This is a genomic window from Streptomyces triticisoli (genome assembly GCF_003270085.1).
Lineage (GTDB): Bacteria > Actinomycetota > Actinomycetes > Streptomycetales > Streptomycetaceae > Streptomyces > Streptomyces triticisoli.
This window is the reverse complement of the sequence record NZ_QFDQ01000116.1, coordinates 1-23,189: the sequence shown is the minus strand read 5'-3', so window position 1 is coordinate 23,189 and position 23,189 is coordinate 1. Positions and strand designations below refer to the sequence as shown.

Annotated in this window: 17 protein-coding genes and 1 pseudogene; 16 read left to right on the top strand and 2 right to left on the bottom strand. The window is 70.9% G+C overall.

From position 1 onward, the window contains the following. The first annotated feature begins 41 nt into the window (after positions 1 to 41). Positions 42 to 1,328, top strand: a complete 1,287-nt coding sequence (gene clpX / locus DEP02_RS17615; RefSeq protein ID WP_112468471.1) for an ATP-dependent Clp protease ATP-binding subunit ClpX — start codon at positions 42 to 44, stop codon at positions 1,326 to 1,328. Positions 1,329 to 1,401: 73 nt separating this feature from the next. Here clpX and DEP02_RS17610 read toward each other — a convergent pair whose 3' ends face one another. Continuing rightward, the gene (locus DEP02_RS17610) at positions 1,402 to 2,379 is read right to left on the bottom strand and encodes a hypothetical protein (RefSeq protein WP_112468469.1); all 978 of its coding nucleotides are present in this window, start codon (positions 2,377 to 2,379) and stop codon (positions 1,402 to 1,404) included. 138 nt (positions 2,380 to 2,517) lie between these two features. On the opposite strand from DEP02_RS17610, the gene DEP02_RS17605 reads away from it, so the two are divergent. From DEP02_RS17605 to DEP02_RS17555, 11 genes are all read left to right on the top strand, one after another. Beyond that, entirely contained in the window at positions 2,518 to 5,142 is a 2,625-nt protein-coding gene (locus DEP02_RS17605) for a valine--tRNA ligase (RefSeq protein ID WP_112468467.1), read from the top strand. A gap of 85 nt (positions 5,143 to 5,227) precedes the next feature. Continuing rightward, complete coding sequence (folC, locus tag DEP02_RS17600) at positions 5,228 to 6,745, top strand: bifunctional tetrahydrofolate synthase/dihydrofolate synthase (RefSeq protein WP_112468465.1); 1,518 nt, start codon at positions 5,228 to 5,230, stop codon at positions 6,743 to 6,745. A 6-nt stretch (positions 6,746 to 6,751) separates the two neighbouring features. Beyond that, the gene (locus tag DEP02_RS17595; protein ID WP_112468463.1) at positions 6,752 to 7,120 is read left to right on the top strand and encodes a DUF4233 domain-containing protein; all 369 of its coding nucleotides are present in this window, start codon (positions 6,752 to 6,754) and stop codon (positions 7,118 to 7,120) included. A 55-nt stretch (positions 7,121 to 7,175) separates the two neighbouring features. After that, the gene (ndk, locus tag DEP02_RS17590; protein ID WP_112468461.1) at positions 7,176 to 7,589 is read left to right on the top strand and encodes a nucleoside-diphosphate kinase; all 414 of its coding nucleotides are present in this window, start codon (positions 7,176 to 7,178) and stop codon (positions 7,587 to 7,589) included. Positions 7,590 to 7,904: 315 nt separating this feature from the next. Further along, positions 7,905 to 8,924 carry a rod shape-determining protein gene (locus tag DEP02_RS17585; protein ID WP_112468459.1) on the top strand — a complete coding sequence of 340 codons (1,020 nt, stop codon included), beginning with the start codon at positions 7,905 to 7,907 and terminating at the stop codon, positions 8,922 to 8,924. Positions 8,925 to 9,086: 162 nt separating this feature from the next. After that, positions 9,087 to 10,028, top strand: a complete 942-nt coding sequence (gene mreC / locus DEP02_RS17580; protein WP_112468457.1) for a rod shape-determining protein MreC — start codon at positions 9,087 to 9,089, stop codon at positions 10,026 to 10,028. A 13-nt stretch (positions 10,029 to 10,041) separates the two neighbouring features. After that, positions 10,042 to 10,722: a rod shape-determining protein MreD gene (mreD, locus tag DEP02_RS17575; RefSeq protein WP_112468455.1), complete on the top strand. Its 681-nt coding sequence runs from the start codon at positions 10,042 to 10,044 to the stop codon at positions 10,720 to 10,722. 136 nt (positions 10,723 to 10,858) lie between these two features. Next, positions 10,859 to 13,132 carry a penicillin-binding protein 2 gene (mrdA, locus tag DEP02_RS17570; RefSeq protein WP_112468453.1) on the top strand — a complete coding sequence of 758 codons (2,274 nt, stop codon included), beginning with the start codon at positions 10,859 to 10,861 and terminating at the stop codon, positions 13,130 to 13,132. Continuing rightward, entirely contained in the window at positions 13,129 to 14,328 is a 1,200-nt protein-coding gene (gene rodA, locus DEP02_RS17565) for a rod shape-determining protein RodA (RefSeq protein ID WP_112468451.1), read from the top strand. The genes mrdA and rodA overlap by 4 nt, the downstream gene beginning before the upstream one ends. 81 nt (positions 14,329 to 14,409) lie before the next feature. After that, on the top strand, positions 14,410 to 15,909 hold the full coding sequence (locus DEP02_RS17560; protein ID WP_112468449.1) for a CYTH and CHAD domain-containing protein: 1,500 nt from the start codon (positions 14,410 to 14,412) through the stop codon (positions 15,907 to 15,909). A 49-nt stretch (positions 15,910 to 15,958) separates the two neighbouring features. Further along, the gene (locus DEP02_RS17555) at positions 15,959 to 17,914 is read left to right on the top strand and encodes a TIGR03960 family B12-binding radical SAM protein (RefSeq protein WP_112468447.1); all 1,956 of its coding nucleotides are present in this window, start codon (positions 15,959 to 15,961) and stop codon (positions 17,912 to 17,914) included. A gap of 180 nt (positions 17,915 to 18,094) precedes the next feature. Here DEP02_RS17555 and DEP02_RS17550 read toward each other — a convergent pair whose 3' ends face one another. Continuing rightward, positions 18,095 to 18,790 (bottom strand): hypothetical protein, encoded by a 696-nt coding sequence (locus tag DEP02_RS17550; protein ID WP_112468445.1) that lies wholly within the window; start codon positions 18,788 to 18,790, stop codon positions 18,095 to 18,097. Between the two features lie 248 nt (positions 18,791 to 19,038). Here DEP02_RS17550 and DEP02_RS17545 point away from each other — a divergent pair, with 248 nt between their 5' ends. The 4 genes and pseudogenes from DEP02_RS17545 to DEP02_RS17530 form a co-directional block, all read left to right on the top strand. Beyond that, the gene (locus DEP02_RS17545; RefSeq protein ID WP_112468443.1) at positions 19,039 to 19,395 is read left to right on the top strand and encodes a carboxymuconolactone decarboxylase; all 357 of its coding nucleotides are present in this window, start codon (positions 19,039 to 19,041) and stop codon (positions 19,393 to 19,395) included. 106 nt (positions 19,396 to 19,501) lie between these two features. Then, a complete protein-coding gene (locus tag DEP02_RS17540) occupies positions 19,502 to 20,719 on the top strand; it encodes a hypothetical protein (RefSeq protein ID WP_112468441.1) in 1,218 nt (405 codons plus the stop codon). Between the two features lie 98 nt (positions 20,720 to 20,817). Then, positions 20,818 to 21,603 carry a TIGR03936 family radical SAM-associated protein gene (locus tag DEP02_RS17535; RefSeq protein WP_112468439.1) on the top strand — a complete coding sequence of 262 codons (786 nt, stop codon included), beginning with the start codon at positions 20,818 to 20,820 and terminating at the stop codon, positions 21,601 to 21,603. Between the two features lie 278 nt (positions 21,604 to 21,881). Then, positions 21,882 to 23,189: pseudogene (locus DEP02_RS17530) on the top strand (Rne/Rng family ribonuclease); the annotation flags it as partial.

Sequence of the window (23,189 nt, the reverse complement as noted above, 5' to 3'; positions counted from 1 at the left end):
CAAAGCGTCCAGGAGTCTCCCAGGCGAAGGGGAAGCACACCGTGGCACGCATCGGTGACGGCGGCGATCTGCTCAAGTGCTCGTTCTGCGGCAAGAGCCAGAAGCAGGTCAAGAAGCTCATCGCAGGGCCCGGTGTGTACATCTGCGACGAGTGCATCGATCTCTGCAACGAGATCATCGAGGAGGAGCTCGCCGAGAGCAGCGAGGTGCGCTGGGAGGAGCTTCCCAAGCCCCGCGAGATCTACGAGTTCCTGGACGGGTACGTCGTCGGCCAGGAGGCCGCGAAGAAATCCCTGTCCGTCGCGGTGTACAACCACTACAAGCGCGTCCAGGCCGGTGAGAACGGCGGCGGTCAGGGCCGCGAGGACGCCATCGAGCTCGCCAAGTCCAACATCCTCCTGCTGGGCCCCACGGGCTCCGGCAAGACCCTGCTGGCCCAGACGCTGGCCCGCATGCTGAACGTCCCGTTCGCCATCGCCGACGCCACGGCGCTGACCGAGGCGGGGTACGTGGGCGAGGACGTCGAGAACATCCTGCTGAAGCTGATCCAGGCGGCCGACTACGACGTCAAGAAGGCCGAGAACGGGATCATCTACATCGACGAGATCGACAAAGTCGCGCGGAAGAGTGAAAACCCCTCCATCACGCGCGACGTGTCCGGCGAGGGCGTCCAGCAGGCCCTGCTGAAGATCCTCGAGGGCACCACGGCCTCCGTCCCGCCCCAGGGCGGCCGCAAGCACCCGCACCAGGAGTTCATCCAGATCGACACGACGAACGTCCTGTTCATCGTGGGCGGTGCCTTCGCGGGCCTGGAGAAGATCATCGAGGGACGCGCGGGTGCCAAGGGCATCGGCTTCGGCGCGACGATCCGTTCCAAGCGGGAGCTGGAGGACAAGGACCAGTTCGAGGACGTCATGCCCGAGGACCTGGTCAAGTTCGGCATGATCCCGGAGTTCATCGGCCGCCTGCCGGTGATCACCTCCGTCCACAACCTGGACCGCGAAGCACTGCTCAAGATCCTGGTCGAACCGCGCAACGCCCTGGTCAAGCAGTACCAGCGCCTGTTCGAGCTCGACGGCGTGGAACTCGACTTCGAACGCGCGGCCCTGGAGGCCATCGCCGACCAGGCCATCCTCCGCCAGACCGGCGCCCGCGGCCTGCGCGCCATCATGGAGGAGGTCCTGATGTCGGTGATGTACGAGGTGCCGTCGCGCAAGGACGTGGCGAGGGTCGTCATCACCGCCGACGTCGTCCGCTCCAACGTCAACCCGACCCTGATCCCGAGGGACGTACGCGGCCGGGGACCGGGCGAGCAGAAGACGGCGTAGCCGCCCGCGGTACGGAGACAGCCAGAAGGGCCCCGGTCGGTCGACCGGGGCCCTTCTGCCGTGCGGGTGCGCCTCAGAGCTTGACGCGGATCTCCTTGCGGAACTTGGCGGTGAGCTCGGCGTCGACCGCCGGGTCGCTGCTCTTGCCCGACGCGATGTTGGCGACGTCCATCGGCATGACGAAGCCGAGCGTGCTGTGGTCGCCCCAGATGCAGATGGTCATGTTGATCTCCTTCGGCTCACCCGCGCCACCGGTGGAGTTGTCGAGCTTGGCCTGCTGGCACTTGAGGACCGCGCCGTCGAGCGAGGCCGGCTCGTAGGCCTTCGGCTCGCCGACCAGCGTGACGTCTTCGTCGTTGCCGCCCTTCTTGGTCTCGTTCTTCATGTGCGCGAACATCGCGTCGATGGCCTTCTCGGGGTCGTCGATCGTGCCGTAGACGCCGCCGAAATGAATCAGCCTGCCGCTCAGGGGGTTGTCCTTGTCCCCGGCCTGGTACTGGGCGCTGACGTCCTTGGGGTCGTGCACGCCCCACTTCTTGGCGTCCTTCATGTCACCCTTCGACAGGGTGCCGCTCTCGCCGTCGGCCTTCTTGTACTCCGTCAGCACCGTCGCCGGCGTCGTCAGCTTGTGCGGGCCGTCGTCCTTCACCGAGCTGCCGCCGCCTCCGCCGATCAGGAGGTACGCGCCCACCGCGATCGCCGTCACGACCGCCACCGCGCCGACGATCAGGGCCGCCGTCCTGCCGCCCTTGCCGCCACCCGAGGCCGGAGGCGGGGGAACGGCGCCGTGCGGGGGCTGGCCGTGCGGGGGCTGGCCGTACGGCGGCTGCTGGCCGTAGGGGCCCGGCTGGGGCGGGACGCCCGGGGCGGCGGGCTGCTGCGGGTAGCCGTAACCGGGCTGCGGCTGGGGCGGAGGGGCCTGCTGGGGGTAGCCGTAGCCGGGCTGTGCGGGCGGAGCCTGCGGCGGCTGCTGGCCGTAGGGACCCGGCTGGCCGTACGGCCCGGGCTGCTGGGGCTGCCCGCCGTACGGGCCCGGCTGGTTGCTGCTCATGACGGGGTTCCCCTCCAGGTGCTTATGTGTTCCTGACATCCTGACCCAGGCGCGCCAGGCACAGGGCGGCGGGGTCCCGCACCGTTACAGAACAAACGCGTTTCGGGACCGCGCCGTGACACCTCTAAACTGACCCCCGTGACCGAGAACGCTCAGCAGCAGCCACCCGCGCCCGACACCGAACTGCCGACCCAGTACGCGCCGGCCGACGTAGAGGGGCCGCTGTACGAGCACTGGGTGGAGCGGGGGTATTTCGAGGCGGACGCGAAGAGTGACAAACCGCCGTACACCATCGTCATCCCACCACCGAACGTCACCGGCTCGCTCCACCTGGGGCACGCCTTCGAGCACACGCTCATCGACGCCCTCACCCGCCGCAAGCGCATGCAGGGGTACGAGACGCTGTGGCAGCCCGGCATGGACCACGCCGGCATCGCCACCCAGAACGTCGTCGAGCGCGAACTCGCCAAGGAGGGCAAGTCCCGGCACGACCTGGGCCGCGAGGCCTTCGTCGAGCGCGTCTGGCAGTGGAAGAACGAGTCCGGCGGACAGATCTCCGGCCAGATGCGCCGCCTCGGCGACGGCGTCGCCTGGACGCGTGAGCGCTTCACCATGGACGAGGGCCTCTCCCGGGCCGTCCAGACCATCTTCAAGCGGCTCCACGACGACGAGCTGATCTACCGCGCCGAGCGCATCATCAACTGGTGCCCCCGGTGCCTGACCGCGATCTCCGACATCGAGGTCGAGTACCAGGACGACGACGGCGAGCTCGTCTCGATGAAGTACGGCGACGGCGACGACACCATCGTGGTCGCCACCACCCGCGCCGAGACCATGCTCGGCGACACCGCCGTCGCCGTTCACCCCGACGACGAGCGCTACCGGCACCTCGTCGGCAAGCTCATCAAGCTGCCGCTGACGGACCGGTCCATCCCCGTCGTCGCCGACGAGCACGTCGACCCCGAGTTCGGCACCGGAGCCGTCAAGGTCACCCCGGCGCACGACCCCAACGACTTCGAGATCGGCCGGCGCCACGACCTGCCCGCCATCACCGTGATGGACGAGCACGCCATCATCACCGTGCACGGCCCCTTCCAGGGCCTGGACCGCTTCGAGGCCCGCTCCGCCATCGTCGGCGCGCTGCGCGCCGAGGGCCGGATCGTCGCCGAGAAGCGGCCCTACGTCCACTCCGTCGGCCACTGCTCGCGCTGCAAGACCACCGTCGAGCCGCGCCTGTCCATGCAGTGGTGGGTCAAGGTCGGCCCGCTGGCCAAGGCCGCCGGTGACGCCGTCCGCGACGGCCGTGTCACGATCCATCCGCAGGAGATGGAGAAGCGGTACTTCGACTGGGTCGACAACCTCCACGACTGGTGCATCTCGCGGCAGTTGTGGTGGGGCCACCGGATTCCCGTCTGGTACGGGCCCAACGGGGAAGTCGTCTGCGTCGGCCCGGACGAGGAACCGCCCAGCGGCGAGGGCTGGCACCAGGACACCGACGTCCTCGACACCTGGTTCTCCTCCGGCCTGTGGCCGTTCTCCACCCTCGGCTGGCCCGAACAGACCGAGAGCCTGGCGAAGTTCTACCCGAACTCCGTCCTGGTCACCGGCTACGACATCCTCTTCTTCTGGGTCGCCCGGATGATGATGTTCGGCCTGTACGCGATGGACGGCACCCCGCCGTTCCACACCATCGCCCTGCACGGCATGGTCCGCGACCAGTTCGGCAAGAAGATGTCGAAGTCCTTCGGCAACGCGGTCAACCCGCTGGACTGGATGGACAAGTACGGCAGCGACGCGCTCCGGTTCACGCTCGCACGCGGCGCCAACCCGGGCGTGGACGTCCCGATCGGCGAGGACTGGGTCCAGGGCTCGCGCAACTTCGCCAACAAGATCTGGAACGCGACCCGCTTCGCGCTGATGAACGGCGCGACGGTGGACGGTCCGCTGCCGGACGCCTCGAAGATGTCGGCGACCGACCGCTGGATCCTGTCCCGGCTGAACTCGGTCGTCGCCGAAGTCGACGCGTACTACGACGACTTCCAGTTCGCCAAGCTGTCCGACGTGCTGTTCCACTTCGCCTGGGACGAGGTCTTCGACTGGTACGTCGAGCTGTCCAAGACCACCTTCCAGGCGGGCGGCGAGGCGGCCGAGGTCGCCCAGCGGGTGCTGGGCGAGGTCCTGGACGTCACGCTGAGGCTGCTGCACCCGGTGGTTCCGTTCGTCACGGAGACACTGTGGACCACTCTTACGGGTGGTGAGTCGGTCGTCGTCGCCGAGTGGCCGACCGACAGCGGCTTCCGGGACGCGGCGGCGGAGAAGGAGATCGAGACGCTGCAGTCGCTCGTCACCGAGGTGCGCCGGTTCCGCGCCGACCAGGGCCTGCAGCCGGGCCAGCGCGTCCCGGCGCGGCTGACACTGGACGGTACGGCGCTGGTGCCGCACGAGGCCGCCATCCGGCAGTTGCTGCGGCTCCAGCCGGAGGGCGACGGGTTCGCCGCCACGGCGACGCTGCCGGTCGCGGGCGTCGAGGTCGCGCTGGACCTGTCGGGCGCGATCGACGTGGCCGCGGAGCGGAAGCGGCTGGCGAAGGACCTGGCCGCCGCGCAGAAGGAGCGGCAGCAGGCCGAGGCCAAGCTCGGCAACGAGGCGTTCCTGGCGAAGGCGCCCGACCACGTGGTCGAGAAGATCCGGGGGCGGCTGGCCAAGGCCGAGGAGGACATCACGCGGATCGCCGCGCAGTTGGAGCGGTTGCCGCAGGCGTAGGCGTTCGTACGTGGGCGAAGGCCCCCGGAACCGCTCCGGGGGCCTTCGCCCACGTCTGTCAGCGACGCTCCGTACACTGGGCACCGTGAGTGAGCTCCCCCCGGACCCCAGCGGTCAGCACGACCCCCTCGACTCCTTCGACGAGATCATCGAGGCGGAGACGAACCGCGACCCCGACCTCGCCGTGATCGAGGCCGGCAGCCGTACCCTGCGGACGCAGGGCGGGCCACCGCAGGCGGACGTCCCCGCGCGGCCGGAGGACCCCGAGCTCGACAAGGCGCTGCGCGAGGTCGAGGAGGAGCTGGCCACCCGCTGGGGCGAGACCAAGCTGGAGCCCTCGGTCAGCAGGATCTCCGCGCTGATGGACGTCCTGGGCGAGCCGCAGCGGTCGTACCCCTCCATCCACCTCACCGGCACCAACGGCAAGACCTCCACCGCCCGCATGATCGAGGCCCTGCTCGGCGCCTTCGAGCTGCGCACCGGCCGGTACACCTCCCCGCACGTGCAGTCGGTCACCGAGCGGATCAGCCTGGACGGCGCGCCGATCTCCGCCGAGCGGTTCATCGAGACGTACCACGACATCAAGCCGTACGTGGAGATGGTCGACGCCTCGCAGGAGTACCGCCTGTCCTTCTTCGAGGTGCTGACCGGAATGGCGTACGCCGCCTTCGCCGACGCGCCGGTGGACGTGGCCGTCGTCGAGGTGGGCATGGGCGGCAGCTGGGACGCCACCAACGTCATCGACGCGGGCGTCGCCGTCGTCACCCCCGTCGCCCTCGACCACACCGACCGGCTCGGCGCCACCACGGGCGAGATCGCCGGGGAGAAGGCCGGCGTCATCAAGCAGGACGCCACGGTGATCATGGCGCAGCAGCCGGTGGACGCCGCCCAGGTGCTGCTGAAGAAGGCCGTGCAGGTCAACGCGACCGTGGCCCGCGAGGGGCTGGAGTTCGGCGTCCTGGCGCGGCAGGTGGCCGTCGGCGGGCAGCTGCTCACCCTGCGCGGCCTGGGCGGCGAGTACACCGAGGTGTACCTGCCGCTGCACGGTGCCCACCAGGCGCACAACGCCGCCGTGGCGCTCGCCGCCGTGGAGGCGTTCTTCGGCGTCGGCGCCCAGCGCGCCGAGCCGCTGGACGTGGAGACCGTCCGCAAGGCGTTCGCCTCCGTCGCCTCGCCGGGCCGGCTGGAGGTCGTACGGCGCTCGCCGACCGTGGTGCTGGACGCCGCGCACAACCCGGCGGGCGCGCGGGTCACCGCCGAGGCGGTGCGGGAGGCGTTCGACTTCAGCCGGCTGATCGGCGTGGTCGGCGCCAGCGGCGACAAGAACGTGCGCGGTCTGCTGGAGGCCTTCGAGCCGATCTTCGCGGAGGTCGTGGTCACGCAGAACTCCAGCCACCGCGCGATGGACGCCGACGAGCTGGCCGCGATCGCCGTCGAGGTGTTCGGCGAGGACCGGGTCCAGGTCGAGCCGCGGCTGCCGGACGCGCTGGAGGCCGCGATCACGCTCGCCGAGGAGGAAGGCGAGTTCGCCGGTGGCGGTGTACTGGTCACCGGTTCCGTCATCACCGTCGGTGAGGCCCGACTGCTCCTCGGGAGGGGCTGACTTCTCGTGCGTACGCTGTGTTCCTCGACCTTGCTGGGCGAGTTCTTCGTCGTGGGTTTCGCCGCGCTGGTTGCGATGAAGGACCCCAGCCTGTCCATGACGACCGTGTGGACGGTCAGCGGCATCGCCATGCTGCTGTGCCTGCTGCTGTGCGGCCTGGTGACCCGGCCCGGCGGCGTGGCCCTCGGCTGGGCGCTGCAGGTCGGGCTGATCGCCTCCGGCTTCGTGGTGCCGACGATGTTCTTCCTGGGCGCGGTGTTCGCGGCCCTGTGGTGGGCGTCGGTGCACTACGGGCGGAAGATCGACGAGGCGAAGGCCAGGTTCGCCGCGCAGGCCGCCGAACCCGCCGAGACCTCCTCCCCTGACGCTGCGTGACAGCGCCCTGTACTCTCGTCCCACCGCGTACCCGCAGGCAAGAAGGAGCCCCGTCGTGACCCAGCGCACCCTCGTCATCCTCAAGCCCGACGCCGTCCGTCGTGGCTTGACCGGCGAGATCATCAGCCGTATCGAGCGCAAGGCCGGCTGGCAGATCACCGCGCTGGAGCTGCGTACCCTGGACCGCGCCACCCTTGAGCAGCACTACGCCGAGCACGTGGGCCGCCCCTTCTACGAGCCGCTCGTCGAGTTCATGCAAGCCGGTCCGGTTGTCGCCATGATCGTCGAGGGTGAGCGGGTCATCGAGGGTGTGCGCGCGCTCGCCGGCCCCACCGACCCGATCGCCGCCGCTCCGGGTTCGATCCGCGGGGACTACGGCGTGATCGTCCGGGAGAACCTGATCCACGCCTCCGACTCCGAGGAGTCCGCCGAGCGCGAGGTCAAGATCTTCTTCCCGGACCGCGGCTGACACCCGGAAGAACCGGCCCCGTCCACTCTTTCTGACGTTTCGTCAGTTCGGCTGACCGTCTGACCTGGGCGGCGGTGCACATCCCCGGCCGCCTCGCCGCATGAGGATGCCGATCGGGGGAACGAGTGCCTCCGATGGGCCGTCTCCACAAGCGAGGCGGTACGCCATCCGCTGACAATGGCGGAGACCCTCGCGCAGTGTTCGTGCAGGCGCGTCTACCATGTAAGCCTTCACGCCACAGCACCCACCTCGCCCTACCTGAAAAGCCCTCAGAAGCTCCCAGGGAAGGCCAGACGAATCCTGATGGGGAACTCAATGTCGTTCATCGGCCGTGACATGGCTGTCGACCTCGGGACCGCCAACACGCTGGTGTACGTCAGGGGTCGCGGGATCGTACTCAGCGAGCCGTCCGTCGTCGCGATCAACACGAACACCGGTGGCATCCTCGCGGTCGGCGCCGAGGCGAAGAAGATGATCGGGCGCACGCCCGGCAACATCGTTGCCGTGCGTCCGCTGAAGGACGGCGTCATCGCGGACTTCGAGATCACCGAGCGGATGCTCCGCTACTTCATCCTGAAGATCCACAAGCGGCGGTATCTGGCGCGTCCGCGGGTCGTGGTCTGTGTGCCCTCCGGTATCACCGGGGTCGAGCGCCGCGCCGTCATCGAGGCCTCCTCCCAGGCCGGCGCCCGCCAGGTGCACATCATCGAGGAGCCGATGGCCGCGGCCATCGGCTCCGGCCTGCCGGTCCACGAGGCCACGGGCAACATGGTGGTGGACATCGGCGGCGGCACCACGGAGGTCGCGGTCATCTCGCTCGGCGGCATCGTCACCGCCCAGTCCATCCGCGTCGGCGGCGACGAGCTGGACAACGCGATCATCCAGTACGTCAAGAAGGAGTACTCCCTCCTGCTGGGCGAGCGGACGGCGGAACAGATCAAGCTCACGATCGGCTCGGCGTACGACCTCGAAACCGACGAGCACACCGAGATCCGCGGCCGGGACCTCGTCTCCGGGCTGCCGAAGACCGTCGTCATCTCGGCCGCCGAGGTGCGCAAGGCGATCGAGGAGCCGGTCAACGCGATCGTCGACGCGGTCAAGACGACACTCGACAAGTGTCCGCCGGAGCTGTCCGGCGACATCATGGACCGGGGAATCGTTCTGACCGGCGGCGGAGCGCTGCTGCGCGGCCTGGACGAGCGGCTGCGCCGGGAGACCGGCATGCCGATCCACATCGCCGAGGATCCGCTGGACAGCGTGGCGCTCGGATCGGGCAAGTGCGTCGAGGAGTTCGAGGCACTCCAGCAGGTCCTCGACGCCCAGCCGCGCCGATGACACAACTTTCCGATTCCGCCGTACGGGCTGATCCCCTCTCGTACGGCGGATCGTTGATATAGAGGCACAAGCTCCCGCAAACGGGCCCCTTGGGATCGCGCTCAGGGTCAGCGCTTCCGGGGGGCCACCCAGTTCCTATGAGGAAGGGCACGGCCGCCGCACGTGAGGGACACGAAAGAGAGCCGGCTGCTCCTGGTGCTGTTGATCGCCATCGCGTTCGCGCTGATCACAGTGGACATCCGTGGTGGGGAGAACTCCCCGGTGGACGGTGCCCGGCACGCCGCCGCCACTGTCTTCGGCCCGATCGAGAACGGCATGTCGGCCGTGGTGAACCCGGTCGGCAACGCGGTCTCCGCGGTCCGCGACTCCGGTGAGCGCCGCGACCGGCTCGCCGCGCTGGAGAAGGAGAACGCCGCCCTGAAGGCCGAGCTCGGCAGCGACGACCGCAACCGCAGCCGGCTGAACCAGCTGAACAGGATGCTGAAGCTGGCCGGCGACGGCCAGTACGGCATCAAGGGCGCCCAGGTCGTCGCCGTAGGAGCCACACAGGGCTTCTCCTGGACCATCACCATCGACGCGGGCGCCAACGACGGCATCAAGCGCGACATGACCGTCCTCAACGCCGACGGCCTGGTCGGCCGCGTCACCACCGTCGGCCCCGGCACCGCCACCGTGCTGCTCGCCAACGACCCCGACTTCACCGTCGGCACCCGTATGGAGGGCAGCGACGAACTCGGCTTCGCCTCCGGCCAGGGCGACCGCCCGCTGCGGGTGCAACTGCTCAACGCCAAGGCGAACGTGAAGAAGGGCGACCGCCTGGTCACCTTCGGCTCACAGGCCGACCGGCCGTTCGTGCCCGGCGTCCCGGTCGGCGTGGTCTCCCGCGTCGACCCCTCCGGCGGCGACCTGACCCGCACCGTGTACGTCACGCCGTACGTCTCCTTCACCAAGCTCGACATCGTCGGCGTCGTCGTACGGGCCCCGCAGAAGGACCCGCGCGACGAGGTGCTGCCGCCCAAGCCCAGGCCGACCCCGACGCCCACGGTGACCGTGACGGTCACCCCGTCCGCCGACGCCCCCGCCACCGGCCGGCCGCAGCAGTAGGAGCCTGAATTCCATGCGTTTCAACCGGATCCTGCTCTCCACCTCGCTGGTCGTCGTCGCCCTGGTGATCCAGGTGAGCGTCCTGGCCCGGCTGCACCTGCCCGGTGCCGTCCCCGACCTGCTGCTGCTCACCGTCCTGGGCCTGGCCATGGTCTACGGCCATGTCGGTGGTGCCCTCGTCGGCTTCGGCGCCGGACTGCTCGCCGACATCGCCCCGCCCGCCGACCACGCCGCCGGCCGCTACGCCCTGGTGCTGTGCGTCATCGGCTACCTCGCCGGGCTCATCAAGCCCGAGACCGGCCAGGTCAGGTCGGCCACCGGCCCCATGGCCGTGGTGGTCGGCGCCGCCATCGGCTCCACGCTGCTGTACGCCGGCGTCGGCGCCCTCGTCGGCGACACCGCCGCCCGTCACGTCGGCCTGCCCGGCCTGCTGCTCACGGCCGCCGTGTACGACCTGCTGCTCGCCCCCTTCGTGGTCCCCGGCATCATGGCGCTGGCCCGGCGTGCGGAGAGCGATCCGCTCACCGAGACCAACTCCGCCTCCAGGAAGGCGGCCGACATCTCCTCCGGCTGGCTCTCCTCCGGCACCGGCCTGCACATCGGCGGCCAGCGCGGCGCGTTCGGCGGTCTGAAGACCAAGGCCCGCACCCGCACCACCCGGGTCGGCCGCATCAAGGGGGTCAAGCGGCCTTGAGGAAAAGGACGCTGACGGGCCGTCGGCCCCGCAGCTTCGTCGTACACGACTCGTCCACACACTGAGAGGGGGAGGCAGCAGCAGTGACCGCCCACCCGTCTCCCGCCACCACCCTTCCAAGGAATGGGCTTCGCCCATGACAAATATTCCCGAGACCGGCCGGACCCCACGGGTCCAGACCCGGCTCGTCGTCGTCCAGATCCTCGTCCTCTCCCTGCTCGGCACCCTCGGCGGCCGGCTGTGGTACCTCCAGATCCGCGAGGGCGCCCACTACCAGAAGCAGGCGTCCGGCAACCACGTCCAGCAGGTCGTCCAGCCCGCCGTACGCGGCTCCATCCTGGACGCGCGCGGGGTGCCGCTCGCCGACAACGAGACCCGGCTGGTGGTCTCCGCCTCCCGCACCGACCTGCTCAAGCAGAAGGACGACGGCAAGGCGGTCCTGACCAAACTCGCCGGCATGCTCGGCATGGACGTCAAGGACGTCATGCAGAAGGTCCGGCTGTGCGACGCCAAGACCCCGCAGCCCTGCTGGAACGGCTCGCCGTACCAGCCCATCCCCATCACCGACGAGGCCACCCCCAAGCAGGCCCTGCAGATCCGCGAGCGCGCCGAGGAATTCCCCGGCATCACCGCCGAGCCCGCGGCCGTACGCCGCTACCCCGGCCCCGGCAAGTCCAACACCGCCCAGGTCCTCGGCTACCTCTCGCCGGTCACCGACGAGGAGATCCAGCGGGCCAAGGACACCGACTCGCCCTACCTGCGCTCCGACATGGTCGGCCGCTCCGGCCTGGAGCGGCAGTACGACCGGGAGCTGCGCGGCAAGGCCGGCGTCACCCGCTACGAGGTCGACAACCTCGGCCGCGTCATCGGCAAGGCCAGGTCCGACGCCGCCGAACCCGGCTCCAGTCTGGTCACCAGCATCGACTCCCGGGTCCAGCGGATCGCCGAGCACGAGCTGGACAAGGCGATGAAGGAAGCCCGGACCCAGTGGGACCGGAACACCAACAGGAACTACAAGGCGGACTCCGGCGCCGTCGTCGTGATGGAGTCCAGGACCGGCCGTGTCGTCGCCATGGCGTCCGCGCCGACGTACGACCCGAACGTCTGGATCGGCGGCATCTCGGCCAAGGACTACAAGGCACTCACCGGCAAGGACTCCGACTACCCGCTGCTCAACCGGGCCATCCAGGGCCAGTCCGCGCCCGGTTCGACCTTCAAGGTGGTCTCGACGGCCGCCGCCGTCGCGGCCGGCTACGACTTCAACGGCACCTACCCCTGCACCAGCTCCTACTCGGTCGGCGGCCAGGTCTTCAAGAACTTCGAGGAGGAGAGCTTCGGCCCGATCTCGCTCGGCCGGGCCCTGGAGGTCTCCTGCGACACCGTCTACTACTACCTCGCCCACAGCGAGTGGAAGAGGGACGGTGGCATCAACCCCAAGAAGAAGCCCAAGGACCACTTCTACAAGGCAGCCCACCAGTTCGGCCTCGGCAAGGAGACCGGCATCGACCTGCCCAACGAGGTCACCGGCCGCGTCCCCGACCGCCAGTGGAAGGAGGACTACTGGAAGGCCAACAAGGACGCCTGGTGCAAGACCGGCAAGAAGGACGGCAGTTACGTCGAGATGATCGCGTACGAGAACTGCCTCGAGGGCAACAAGATGCGCGCCGGTGACGAGATCAACTACTCCATCGGCCAGGGCGACACCCTCGTCACCCCCGTCCAGATGGCCGTCATCTACGGGGCGATCTCCAACGGCGGCACCATGTACACCCCGACCGTCGGCAAGGCCGTCATCAGCCCCGACGGCAAGGACATCACCGAGGTCAAGCCCAGGTCCCACGGCAAGCTGCCCGTCACCAAGGCCACCCTGGACATGATGGACCAGGCCCTGGCCGGCGTGGCCACCCGCGGTACCGCCGCCTGGAAGTTCTCCGGCTGGCCGCAGGACAAGATCCCGCTGCACGCCAAGACCGGTACCGCCGAGGTCTACGGCAAGCAGACCACCTCCTATCTCACCACCTACACCAGGGACTACACGGTCGTCATGACCATCGCCCAGGCCGGTACCGGCTCCGGCGCCTCCGGTGCGGCCGTGCGCAACATCTACAGCGCGATGTACGGCGTCCAGGCCGACGGCTCCGTCGACAGCAAGAAGGCCCTGCTGCCCACCCCGCAGAAGAGCCTGCCGAAGATCCAGCCGGACGGCTCGATCACCGCTCCGAAGATCTCCGCCGACCCCGCCGAGGACCAGGAGAAGGCCACCCAGCAGCCCACCCAGCAGCCCACCCGGCCGGGTGACGCCACGCCGAACGGGCAGCAGACGCCCGCGACCACCACCACGCCCCCCACAGGCAACCGCGACACCCGCAGGCGCCCGCGCGGGAGGGGAAGCCGGAGGACGACCGCATGACCGGCGCGAACAGTTTCTCCGTCTCCGGATACGGACCCGAACAGGCCCGCTGGGCCCGGCTCTTCGCCCGCGACTCACTGGCCCGCCGGCTTGACTGGCCGATACTGCTGTCCGCGCTCGCGCTGTCCATGATCGGCGCCGCCCTGGTCTACTCGGCCACCCGCAACCGCACCGACATCAACAAGGGCGACCCGTACTACTTCCTGGTCCGGCACGTCCTGAACACCGGCATCGGGTTCGCCCTGATGATCGCCACCGTCTGGCTCGGCCACCGCGCCCTGCGCAACGCCGTGCCGGTCCTGTACGGGGTCTCGGTGCTCGGGGTGCTGCTGGTGCTCACCCCGCTCGGCGCCACCATCAACGGCAACCGCAACTGGATCCGCCTCGCCGGCGGCTTCTCCCTGCAGCCCTCCGAGTTCGTGAAGGTCACGATCATCCTGGGCATGGCGATGCTGCTCGCGGCCCGGGTCGACGCCGGCGACAAGATGTACCCCGACCACCGCACGGTCCTGCAGTCGCTGGGCCTGGCCGCCGTACCGATCATGGTCGTGCTGCTCATGCCCGACCTCGGCACGGTCCTGGTCCTGCTGACCATCGTCCTGGGCGTGCTGCTCGCCTCCGGCGCCTCCAACCGATGGATCTTCGGCCTGCTCACGGCCGGCGTCGTCGGCTGCGTCGCCATCTGGCAGCTGCACATCCTGGACGAGTACCAGATCAACCGGTTCGCCGCCTTCGCCAACCCCAGCCTCGACCCGGCCGGCGTCGGCTACAACACCAACCAGGCCCGCATCGCCATCGGCTCCGGCGGTCTGACCGGCGCGGGCCTCTTCCAGGGCTCGCAGACCACCGGCCAGTTCGTGCCCGAACAGCAGACCGACTTCGTCTTCACGGTCGCGGGCGAGGAACTCGGCTTCGTCGGCGCCGGTCTGATCATCGTCCTGCTCGGGATCGTGCTGTGGCGCGCCTGCCGCATCGCCCGCGAGACGACCGAGCTGTACGGCACGATCGTCGCCGCCGGAATCGTCGCCTGGTTCGCCTTCCAGAGCTTCGAGAACATCGGCATGACCCTCGGCATCATGCCGGTCACCGGACTGCCCCTGCCGTTCGTGTCCTACGGCGGCTCGGCGATGTTCGCGGTGTGGGTGGCGGTGGGGCTGCTGCAGTCGATCAGGGTGCAGCGGCCGATGTCGGCGTAGGCCTCCGGCGGTCGAGCCGTTCCCGGGTGCGGGGGCGGCTCTCCCGTACCCTCCGGTGCCGGTCGGCATTAGATTCGGGTCATGGCGGACACCAAGCGCGAAATCGAGCGCAAGTACGAGTCCGACGTCGGCGGTCTGCCCGACCTGACCGGCGCCGGCGGAGTCGCGGCCGTCCTCGACAAGGGCGTCGCCGACCTGGACGCCGTCTACTACGACACCGCCGACGAACGCCTCGCCGCCGCCGGACTCACCCTGCGCCGCCGCACCGGAGGCACCGACGCGGGCTGGCACCTGAAGTTCCCGGTCGCCCCCGGTGTGCGCGACGAGATCCACGCACCCCTGTCCGGCACCGTGCCGCCCGCCCTCGCCGCACTCGTCCGCTCCCGCGTCCGCCGCAGCGAACTGCTGCCCCTGGTCCGCATCCGCACCCGGCGCGACCTCAGCCACCTCGTCGACGCGGACGGCGCGCTGCTCGCCGAGGTCGCCGTCGACGACGTACGGGCCGAACGGCCGGCCGGCGACGGACGCGCCGCCCAGTGGACCGAGATCGAGGTGGAACTGGCCGACGGCGGCGACCCGGCCCTCCTCGACACGGTGGAGAAACGGTTGCGCGGGGCGGGCGTACGGCCCTCCTCGTCCCCCTCCAAACTGGCCCGCGCCCTGACCGCGACCGCCGGACCGGACCGCCGCCCCGAGCCGCCCGAGGAGCGGACCCCCACGACGGCCGGCGACCACGTCCTCGCCTACCTGCGCACCCAGCGCGACGCCCTCGTCACCCTCGACCCCGCCGTGCGACGGGACGTGCACGACTCCGTCCACCGCATGCGCGTCGCCACCCGCCGCCTGCGCAGCGCCCTGCGCACCTACCGCACGGTCCTGGACCGGGCCGCCACCGACCCCCTCCGCGAGGAACTGCGATGGCTCGGCGGCGAACTCGGCCTCGCCCGCGACCAGGAGGTCCTCACCGAACGCCTCACCGCCGACCTGGACGACCTCCCCGACACCCTGGTGACCGGCCCCGTCCACGCCCGTCTGCGCACCTGGTCCCAGGCCCGCCGCAGCGGCTCGCGCCGCCGGCTCCTCGCCGCCCTCGACAGCGAGCGCCACCTGGACCTGCTCGACACCCTGGACGCGCTGCTGGCCGACCCGCCGCTGCGCCCGGCAGCCGCCGGGAAACCGGCCAAAGTGCTCGCCAAGGCCGTACGGAAGGAGCGCGCGACCCTCTCCACCCTGCTGGAGCAGGCCCTCGCCCTGCCGCCCGGCCACGACCGCGACCTCGCCCTGCACGAGGCCCGCAAGCAGGCCAAGGCCACCCGGTACGCGGCCGAGGCCGCCGTCCCCGCCCTCGGCGACCCGGCCGCCGGCCTGCTGAAGGCGGCGAAGCTGCTGCAGGGCCTGCTCGGCGACCACCAGGACAGCGTCATGGCCCGCCAGGCCCTGCGCGAACTGGCCGGCCAGGCGCAGGCGGCGAGGGAGAGCGCCTTCACGTACGGAGTGCTGCACGGCCGCGAGGAGCAGCGCGCGGCGGCGTACGAGGCAGAGCTGCCGGGCGCCCTCCGGGCGTGCGAGGCAGGTCCCTGACCGGGTTACGCTGAATGGTCACCCCTGTCAGCTCACAAAGGTCCGCGAGATGCCTGCCGAAGCCGTCGAGGCTGTTGAGTCTGTGTTCCCGCAGCTCGAAGCACTGCTCCCGCACGTGCAGAAGCCGATCCAGTACGTGGGCGGCGAGCTCAACTCGACCGTCAAGAACTGGGACGACTGCGACGTCCGCTGGGTGCTGATGTACCCGGACGCCTACGAGGTCGGCCTGCCCAACCAGGGCGTGCAGATCCTCTACGAGGTGCTCAACGAGCGCGAGGGCGTCCTCGCCGAGCGCACCTACAGCGTCTGGCCCGACCTGGAGGCGCTGATGCGGGAGCACGGCCTCCCGCAGTTCACGGTCGACAGCCACCGCCCGGTGCGCGCCTTCGACGTGTTCGGCCTGTCCTTCTCCACCGAGCTGGGCTACACGAACATGCTGACGGCCCTGGACCTGGCCGGCATCCCGCTTCAGGCGCGCGACCGCACGGACGCCGACCCGATCGTGATGGCCGGCGGCCACGCGGCCTTCAACCCCGAGCCGATCGCCGACTTCATCGACTGCGCGGTCATCGGCGACGGCGAGCAGGCGGTGCTGGAGATCACCGGGATCATTCGCGCCTGGAAGGCGGAGGGCCGCCCCGGCGGCCGCGAGGAACTCCTCTTCCGCCTGGCCCGCACCGGCGGGGTCTACGTCCCCGGCTTCTACGACGTCGAATACCTCCCCGACGGCCGCATCGGCCGGGTCGTCCCCAACAGGTCGGGCGTCCCGTGGCGCGTGTCCAAGCACACGGTGATGGACCTGGACGAGTGGCCGTACCCCAAGCAGCCCCTCGTCCCCCTGGCGGAGACGGTCCACGAGCGCATGTCGGTGGAGATCTTCCGCGGCTGCACGCGGGGCTGCCGCTTCTGCCAGGCCGGCATGATCACCCGCCCGGTGCGCGAGCGCTCCATCACGGGCATCGGCGAGATGGTCGAGACCGGCCTGAAGGCGACGGGCTTCGAGGAGGTGGGCCTGCTCTCCCTGTCCTCCGCGGACCACAGTGAGATCGGCGACATCGCCAAGGGCCTGGCGGACCGCTACGAGGACGACAAGATCGGCCTCTCGCTCCCCTCGACCCGGGTCGACGCCTTCAACGTCGACCTGGCGAACGAGCTGACCCGCAACGGCCGCCGCTCGGGCCTGACCTTCGCCCCGGAGGGCGGCTCGGAGCGCATCCGCAAGGTCATCAACAAGATGGTCTCGGAGGACGACCTGATCCGCACCGTCGCCACGGCGTACGGCAACGGCTGGCGCCAGGTGAAGCTGTACTTCATGTGCGGCCTGCCCACGGAGACGGACGAGGACGTCCTGCAGATCGCCGACATGGCGACCCGGGTGATCCAGAAGGGCCGCGAGGTCTCCGGCTCCAACGACATCCGCTGCACGGTCTCCATCGGCGGCTTCGTCCCCAAGCCCCACACCCCCTTCCAGTGGGCGCCCCAGCTCTCGGCGGAGGAGACGGACGCCCGGCTCGGAAAGCTCCGTGACAAGATCCGCGGCGACAAGAAGTACGGCCGCTCGATCGGCTTCCGCTACCACGACGGCAAGCCGGGCATCGTCGAGGGCCTCCTCTCCCGCGGCGACCGCCGCGTGGGCGCGGTCATCCGCGCGGTCTACGACGACGGTGGCCGCTTCGACGGCTGGCGCGAGCACTTCTCCTACGACCGCTGGATGGCCTGCGCGGACAAGGCCCTGGCCCCCTACGGCGTCGACCTCGACTGGTACACCACCCGCGAACGCTCCTACGAGGAGGTCCTCCCCTGGGACCACCTCGACTCGGGCCTCGACAAGGACTGGCTCTGGGAGGACTGGCAGGACGCCCTCGACGAGACGGAGGTCGAGGACTGCCGCTGGACGCCGTGCTTCGACTGCGGGGTATGCCCCGCCATGGACACGTCAATTCAGGTCGGCCCGACGGGCAGGAAGCTGCTGCCGCTGACGGTCAAGAAGTCCCCGGTCGGCTGAAACGCCTGCCGGCCTCGGCGACCCGTTGAGCCGCGTCGCCGAGGCCGTGGCGGGCATCCCAGGGGAAGAGGTAGTGGAGCCGCCGAGCGCGCTCGGCGGGCGCACAGCGGGGGCGGCAGCAGCCGGCACAGGGAGCGCCTGGAACGCCGCTGCCGCCGCCCGGCGGTGATGTCAGCGATGTCAGCTGGTTTCGGGGGACAGGGCCGGGTCGACGGGGTAGTCGATGGCCAGGGCTTCCTGGACGACGTCCTTGACGGAGGCCGTGGGGTTGAGGGCGGCGATCAGGGCCCGGTCAAGGGGGCGCAGGCGGTAGACGTGGCGTACGGCCTCGAGGTCGACCGCGGTCTCGTAGTAGTCCTCGGCGAATGCCTGGAAGGCTTCGGGGGCCGAGTCCGTCAGGAGCTCGAACAGCCAGGCCGAGCCGTCGGGATCGGGATGTCCTTCGGGGAAGTCGATCTCTCCGGCCTGCCAGCGCCCGGTCCCTGCCTCGTGCCACAGGCAGACCGTCACCACGGGCGTGCCGTCCTCGTCCGTGAAGGCGGGCTCGTGGACGTACTGCCGGAAGACCGCGGGCACGGAGTCCACCACCCCGGGCCAGGGCCGGGGCACGTCGTCGTGGTGGTACGGACTGAGCGGTGACTCGTGATCGAAGCCCCGTACGTAGGCGCCGGCGGGCGAGAAGACGATGGCGTACTCGTCGCCCGAGCCGTTCCACATCGCGGCCAGTTCCTCGGTCTGCGACCAGTCGGGGTCGAACGTGTGGTAGCGCTCGTCGCCCTCGGGGTTCACGATGGCTTCGGCCATCGCCAAGGAGCGGCAGAGGTTCCGCAGGGACGGGACATCGGGCAGCACGCGGGCCACGTCGTGGACGGTCATGTTGCACATCCAAGCGGACGCCACTGACAGCCTTCGACCACGAGTACAACGGCAGGACGAGTGCAGGGAGCTCCTGAGCTCTGCGGGTTGTTGTGTCCCGCCATGGAGACGAGTGTCCAAATTCACGGCCCGATGTGCGCCGGGGTCGGCCGGTCCATACGGTGGAAGGGCAAGCAACGGGCATGCGGGTGCCGTGCTGTGCGGGGGCCGCGTGCCGGTTCCGCACAGCACCGGAAGGTGGTCCCGAGATGGCTACAGCGTCGGAGGCTCCCGTCCTCGACACACTCGCCGCCATGACCATGGACTCGATCGAGCGATGCCACATGGACGAGAGCGCGCTCATCCTCACCCGCATCGCCGCGCTCGCGGCCATGGACGCACCGGCGATCTCCTACCTCGCCCACGTCGATCCCGCGGTCAAGGCCAACCTGACACTCGAGCAGGTGCAGGACGTTCTCGTGGCGATCGCTCCCGTGGTGGGCACGGCACGCGTCATGGCTGCGGCGGCCCACATCACCGAGGCGCTCGGCTTCGCCGTCGCGGTGGCCGAGTCGGACGCCCAGGCGATCGCCACGGCCGAGGCCCAGAGCCGCGGCGGCTCCTGAACACGTCCTGAAGCCGGGACCGGGCTGGGCCTGATCCGCTGTTCGGGGGAGAGAACACGGCACGCGGGCATGCATCCGGACGGCGTGCCGCCGCGTCCTTCCCGGTATGGAACTCGACAAGCCGGGGGCGGGGGAGCAGCCGCCCGAGGGCTGCCTCGTGGCGGCGGTCCGGATGCCCGTACGGATCATCGTGCTGGTACTGGTCGTGCCGGTGCGGATGGTGTGGGACGCGCTCGTCGTCGGCGGGCGGTTCCTGCGCGACACCGTGCTGTGGCCGGTCGGCCGGGCGGTCGTGCGGGTATTGGAACGGCTCGGGCGCGTGCTGGTCGTCGTACCACTGGTGTGGGTGTACCGGTGGGTGCTGACGCCTCTGGCGCACGCGCTCGTGTGGCTTGTGCGGGGGGTCGGGGCTGCGCCGGGGTGGGTGTACGCGCGCGTGCTCACGCCTGTCGGGCATGCGGTCGCACGGGTGCTCGGGTGGTTGGGGCTGGTGCTGGTCGTCGTACCGCTGGTGTGGGTGTACCGGTGGATGCTGACGCCGGTCGGTCATGTGCTCGTGCGGGTGGCGAGGGGGGTCGGGGCTGCGCTGGGATGGGTGTACACGCGCGTGCTCACGCCCGTCGGGCATGCGCTCGTGTGGCTTGTGCGAGGGGTCGGGCTCGTGCTCGCCGCTGTGGGGGCCGGGGTGCTGGCGGGGGTGGTCTGGGCCGGGCGGTGGCTGCTCGTTGTGCCCGCGGTGTGGTTGTACACGTGGGTTCTCGCGCCGGTGGGGCGGGGGATCGCCTGGTGTGCCAGGGGGCTGTGGTGGGTGCTGGGGAGGGTCGCCGTCGGGGTCGGCACCGCCCTGTACTGGGCCGGCCGGGTGCTGTTCGTTCTGCCCGCGCTCGCGCTGTGGCGGTGGGTGCTCGCGCCCCTCGGACGCGTCCTGGCCCTCGTCGGGCGGGAGGTCGCGGACGCCCTCGGACACGCCTGGCGGGTCGCGGGACGGATCTCGCTCGCCGTCGGGCGGTTCCTGGGAACCCTCTTCCGGTGGATCCTCGTGGAACCCCTGCGCTGGGTGTACCGCACGGTGCTCACGCCGGTCGGGCACCTCGTACGGGACGCCGTGCTGCGCCCCGCCGCCCGGGCCGCGCGCCGTGTGGGCCGAGCCGGCCGGGAGGCGTTCGCCGCCGCCCGTGACATCGCCCGGCAGACCCGCGCCGACCTGCGCAAGGCGCTCTTCGGGGCACCCCGGCCGCCTGCCCGGCGGGAACCTGTGGCGGCCGGGACGCGTACTCTAGACAGAAGGACCGGGCGCGAAGCGTCCCCGCCGACCCGGGGGTGATCGGAAGTCACCCCCGCGCGCCCCGGACCGTCCGCCGTACACGAGGAGAAGTTCCACTGGGCAAGCGACAGCCCGAAGGCCCGCCGCCCGCACCCGCGGTGCAGCGCATCCGACTGCGCTACACCAAGCGCGGCCGCCTCCGGTTCACCAGCCACCGTGACTTCCAGCGCGCCTTCGAGCGTGCGCTGCGCCGTGCCGAGGTGCCGATGGCGTACTCGGCGGGGTTCACTCCGCACCCGAGGGTGTCCTACGCCAATGCCGCACCCACCGGCACGGGCAGTGAGGCGGAGTACCTGGAAATCTCGCTCACCGTGCCCCGCGATCCGGAGCGCCTGCGCGTGCTGCTCGACGAGTCGCTGCCCACCGGGCTGGACATCGTCGAGGCGGTCGAGGCCCGTGCACCGGGGCTCGCCGACCGGCTGACCGCTTCCGTGTGGGAGCTGCGGCTGGACGGCGTAGACCCGGCCGAGGCCGCACGCGCGGTCGCGGCGTTCAACGGCGCCGGGACCGTCGAAGTGCAGCGCATGACCAAGAACGGCCTGCGCACCTTCGACGCCCGGTCCGCGGTCGTGGGCCTGGAGAGCGTACCCACGCATGGTTCGGCAGCCGATGGGCCGAGTGACCAGCCCTGTGCGATACTGCGGCTGGTTGTTCGGCACGTGACGCCTGCCGTACGACCCGACGACGTCCTGTCCGGTCTCCGCGCCGTGGCCGACCTGGCGCCGCCGGTCCCCGCAGCGGTGACCAGGCTGGCGCAGGGGCTGTTCGATGAAGAGACCGGCACGGTGACCGACCCGCTCGCGCCCGACCGCGAGGCAGACACGGCCGCCCCGGCCGATTCCGTGGGGGCCGCCGCTCCTGCCGCCGCGAAGGCGCCGGCGTAGGGGCGGTTCCGCGCAAGGGATGGACGCCGAAGCGCCGCCCTCGTACTCGGGAGCCACCTGGGTCGGGCAGCGCACCGACCAGAAGACTTTCGCCAGGCCGTGCACGACAAGGCGTACGGAACCGGCGAGACAAGACATAGAAAGCCCCCGTGTGGCGCCCGCGCCCCGGACGGCGGCCATCGCGCACCGCGCGGCCGTGGACGTCAGCGGTGTTCGATCGACGTGATCGGCACCGGACCAGGCGCGGCGCCCGGGGGCCTGACGGGAGATACGCCCGCATGCTCGAGCCGACCGAACCCGCCGAGGGTTCCGAAGAACTGAACACCCCCAGCGACACCCTGCCGCCGCGTCGTCGGCGCCGTGTCGCGTCCCGCCCGGCGGGCCCGCCCGCCGCCGCGTCCGCCGAGGAGCCGGCCGAGATCACGGCTCCGGCCGTTCCGGTGGCCTCCTCCACGGAGGTCGCGGAGGAGGCGGTGGAGCCCACTGAGGCCACTGAGGCCGCTGTCGCAGGTGCTGAGGCGGAGGAAGAGGCCGCTGCCGCCGTGGAGGAGCCCGTGTCCGCGCGTCGTACGCGCCGCCGGGTCTCCGCGCCCACCGGAGCTCCGAAGACCGCCCAGGGCGAGGCCGCCGAGGCCGCCGAGACCGTCGTGCCGGTGGTTGCCGCCGACGAGGCGCCGGCCGGATCCGGCGAGGCCGCCATCGAGGTTCCCGCCGGGTCCGTCGAAGTCGGCGAGGCCGCCGCTCCACGGCGTACCCGCCGACGTGCCACGCGCAGCGTGTCCACGCCCGCCGCGGCGCCCGCGTCGGCGGAAGCGACCGGGATGGCCGAGGCGGTCGTACCGGCCGCGAGCGCGGAGACGGCAGAGACCGCAGAGACCGCAGAGACTGCGGAGACCACGGAGATCACGGAGATCACGGAGATCACGGACCAGCAGGCCGCCGCCGAGACCCTCGCCGAGCCCACCGGTCCCGCGAAGCGGCGTGCGACCCGGCGCGTGTCGGCGCCCGCTGGTGCGCCGAAGCCGGACGAGACCGCGGTGAGCCCGGCTCCCGGGGCCGTCGCCGAGGCGCCCGCCGATGAGTCCGAGCCCGTTGCCGAGCCCGTTGCCGAGGTGGGGGAGGAGGCGGCTCCGCGCCGTGTGCGCCGACGCGCCACGCGCCGGGTGGCCGCGCCTGCCGGGGCGCCGGAGCCTGCCGAGGCCGCAGAGAGCCCTAGGGCTGAGAACGCTGAGGCTGCCGTGAGCCCCGAGCCCGAGGCCGTCGCCGAGGCGCCCGCCGTCGAGGGTGAGTCCGTTGCCGAGGCGGTGGAGGAGGCGGCTCCGAGCCGTGTGCGCCGGCGCGCCACGCGCCGGGTGGCCGCGCCCTCCGCCTCCCCCACGGGTGAGGCGGAGTCCGAGAGGGGCGCCCCCGTCGAAGAGCCCGCGCCGCAGACGCCCGCCGGCGTCGGTGAGCCCGCCGCTCAGGCCGCTGCCGCCGAGGAGGCCGGGACGCGGCGCACCCGGCGTCGGGTCGTGCGACGTGCCGCGACCGGGTTCTCCGAACCCGCCGCGCAGCCCGCCGCCCCGGAGACCCCGGCCGCCGAGGCC

What these genes read in the sequence shown, in the direction of transcription:
- DEP02_RS17550 (WP_112468445.1), bottom strand. Translation starts at nt 18,790, where the DNA reads ATGACCGTCCACGACGTGGCCCGCGTGCTGCCCGATGTCCCGTCCCTG.
- mreD (WP_112468455.1), top strand. Translation starts at nt 10,042, where the DNA reads ATGCGTTTCAACCGGATCCTGCTCTCCACCTCGCTGGTCGTCGTCGCC.
- DEP02_RS17585 (WP_112468459.1), top strand. Translation starts at nt 7,905, where the DNA reads ATGTCGTTCATCGGCCGTGACATGGCTGTCGACCTCGGGACCGCCAAC.
- DEP02_RS17560 (WP_112468449.1), top strand. Translation starts at nt 14,410, where the DNA reads ATGGCGGACACCAAGCGCGAAATCGAGCGCAAGTACGAGTCCGACGTC.
- DEP02_RS17540 (WP_112468441.1), top strand. Translation starts at nt 19,502, where the DNA reads ATGGAACTCGACAAGCCGGGGGCGGGGGAGCAGCCGCCCGAGGGCTGC.
- DEP02_RS17610 (WP_112468469.1), bottom strand. Translation starts at nt 2,379, where the DNA reads ATGAGCAGCAACCAGCCGGGCCCGTACGGCGGGCAGCCCCAGCAGCCC.
- mrdA (WP_112468453.1), top strand. Translation starts at nt 10,859, where the DNA reads ATGACAAATATTCCCGAGACCGGCCGGACCCCACGGGTCCAGACCCGG.
- DEP02_RS17545 (WP_112468443.1), top strand. Translation starts at nt 19,039, where the DNA reads ATGGCTACAGCGTCGGAGGCTCCCGTCCTCGACACACTCGCCGCCATG.
- rodA (WP_112468451.1), top strand. Translation starts at nt 13,129, where the DNA reads ATGACCGGCGCGAACAGTTTCTCCGTCTCCGGATACGGACCCGAACAG.
- DEP02_RS17555 (WP_112468447.1), top strand. Translation starts at nt 15,959, where the DNA reads ATGCCTGCCGAAGCCGTCGAGGCTGTTGAGTCTGTGTTCCCGCAGCTC.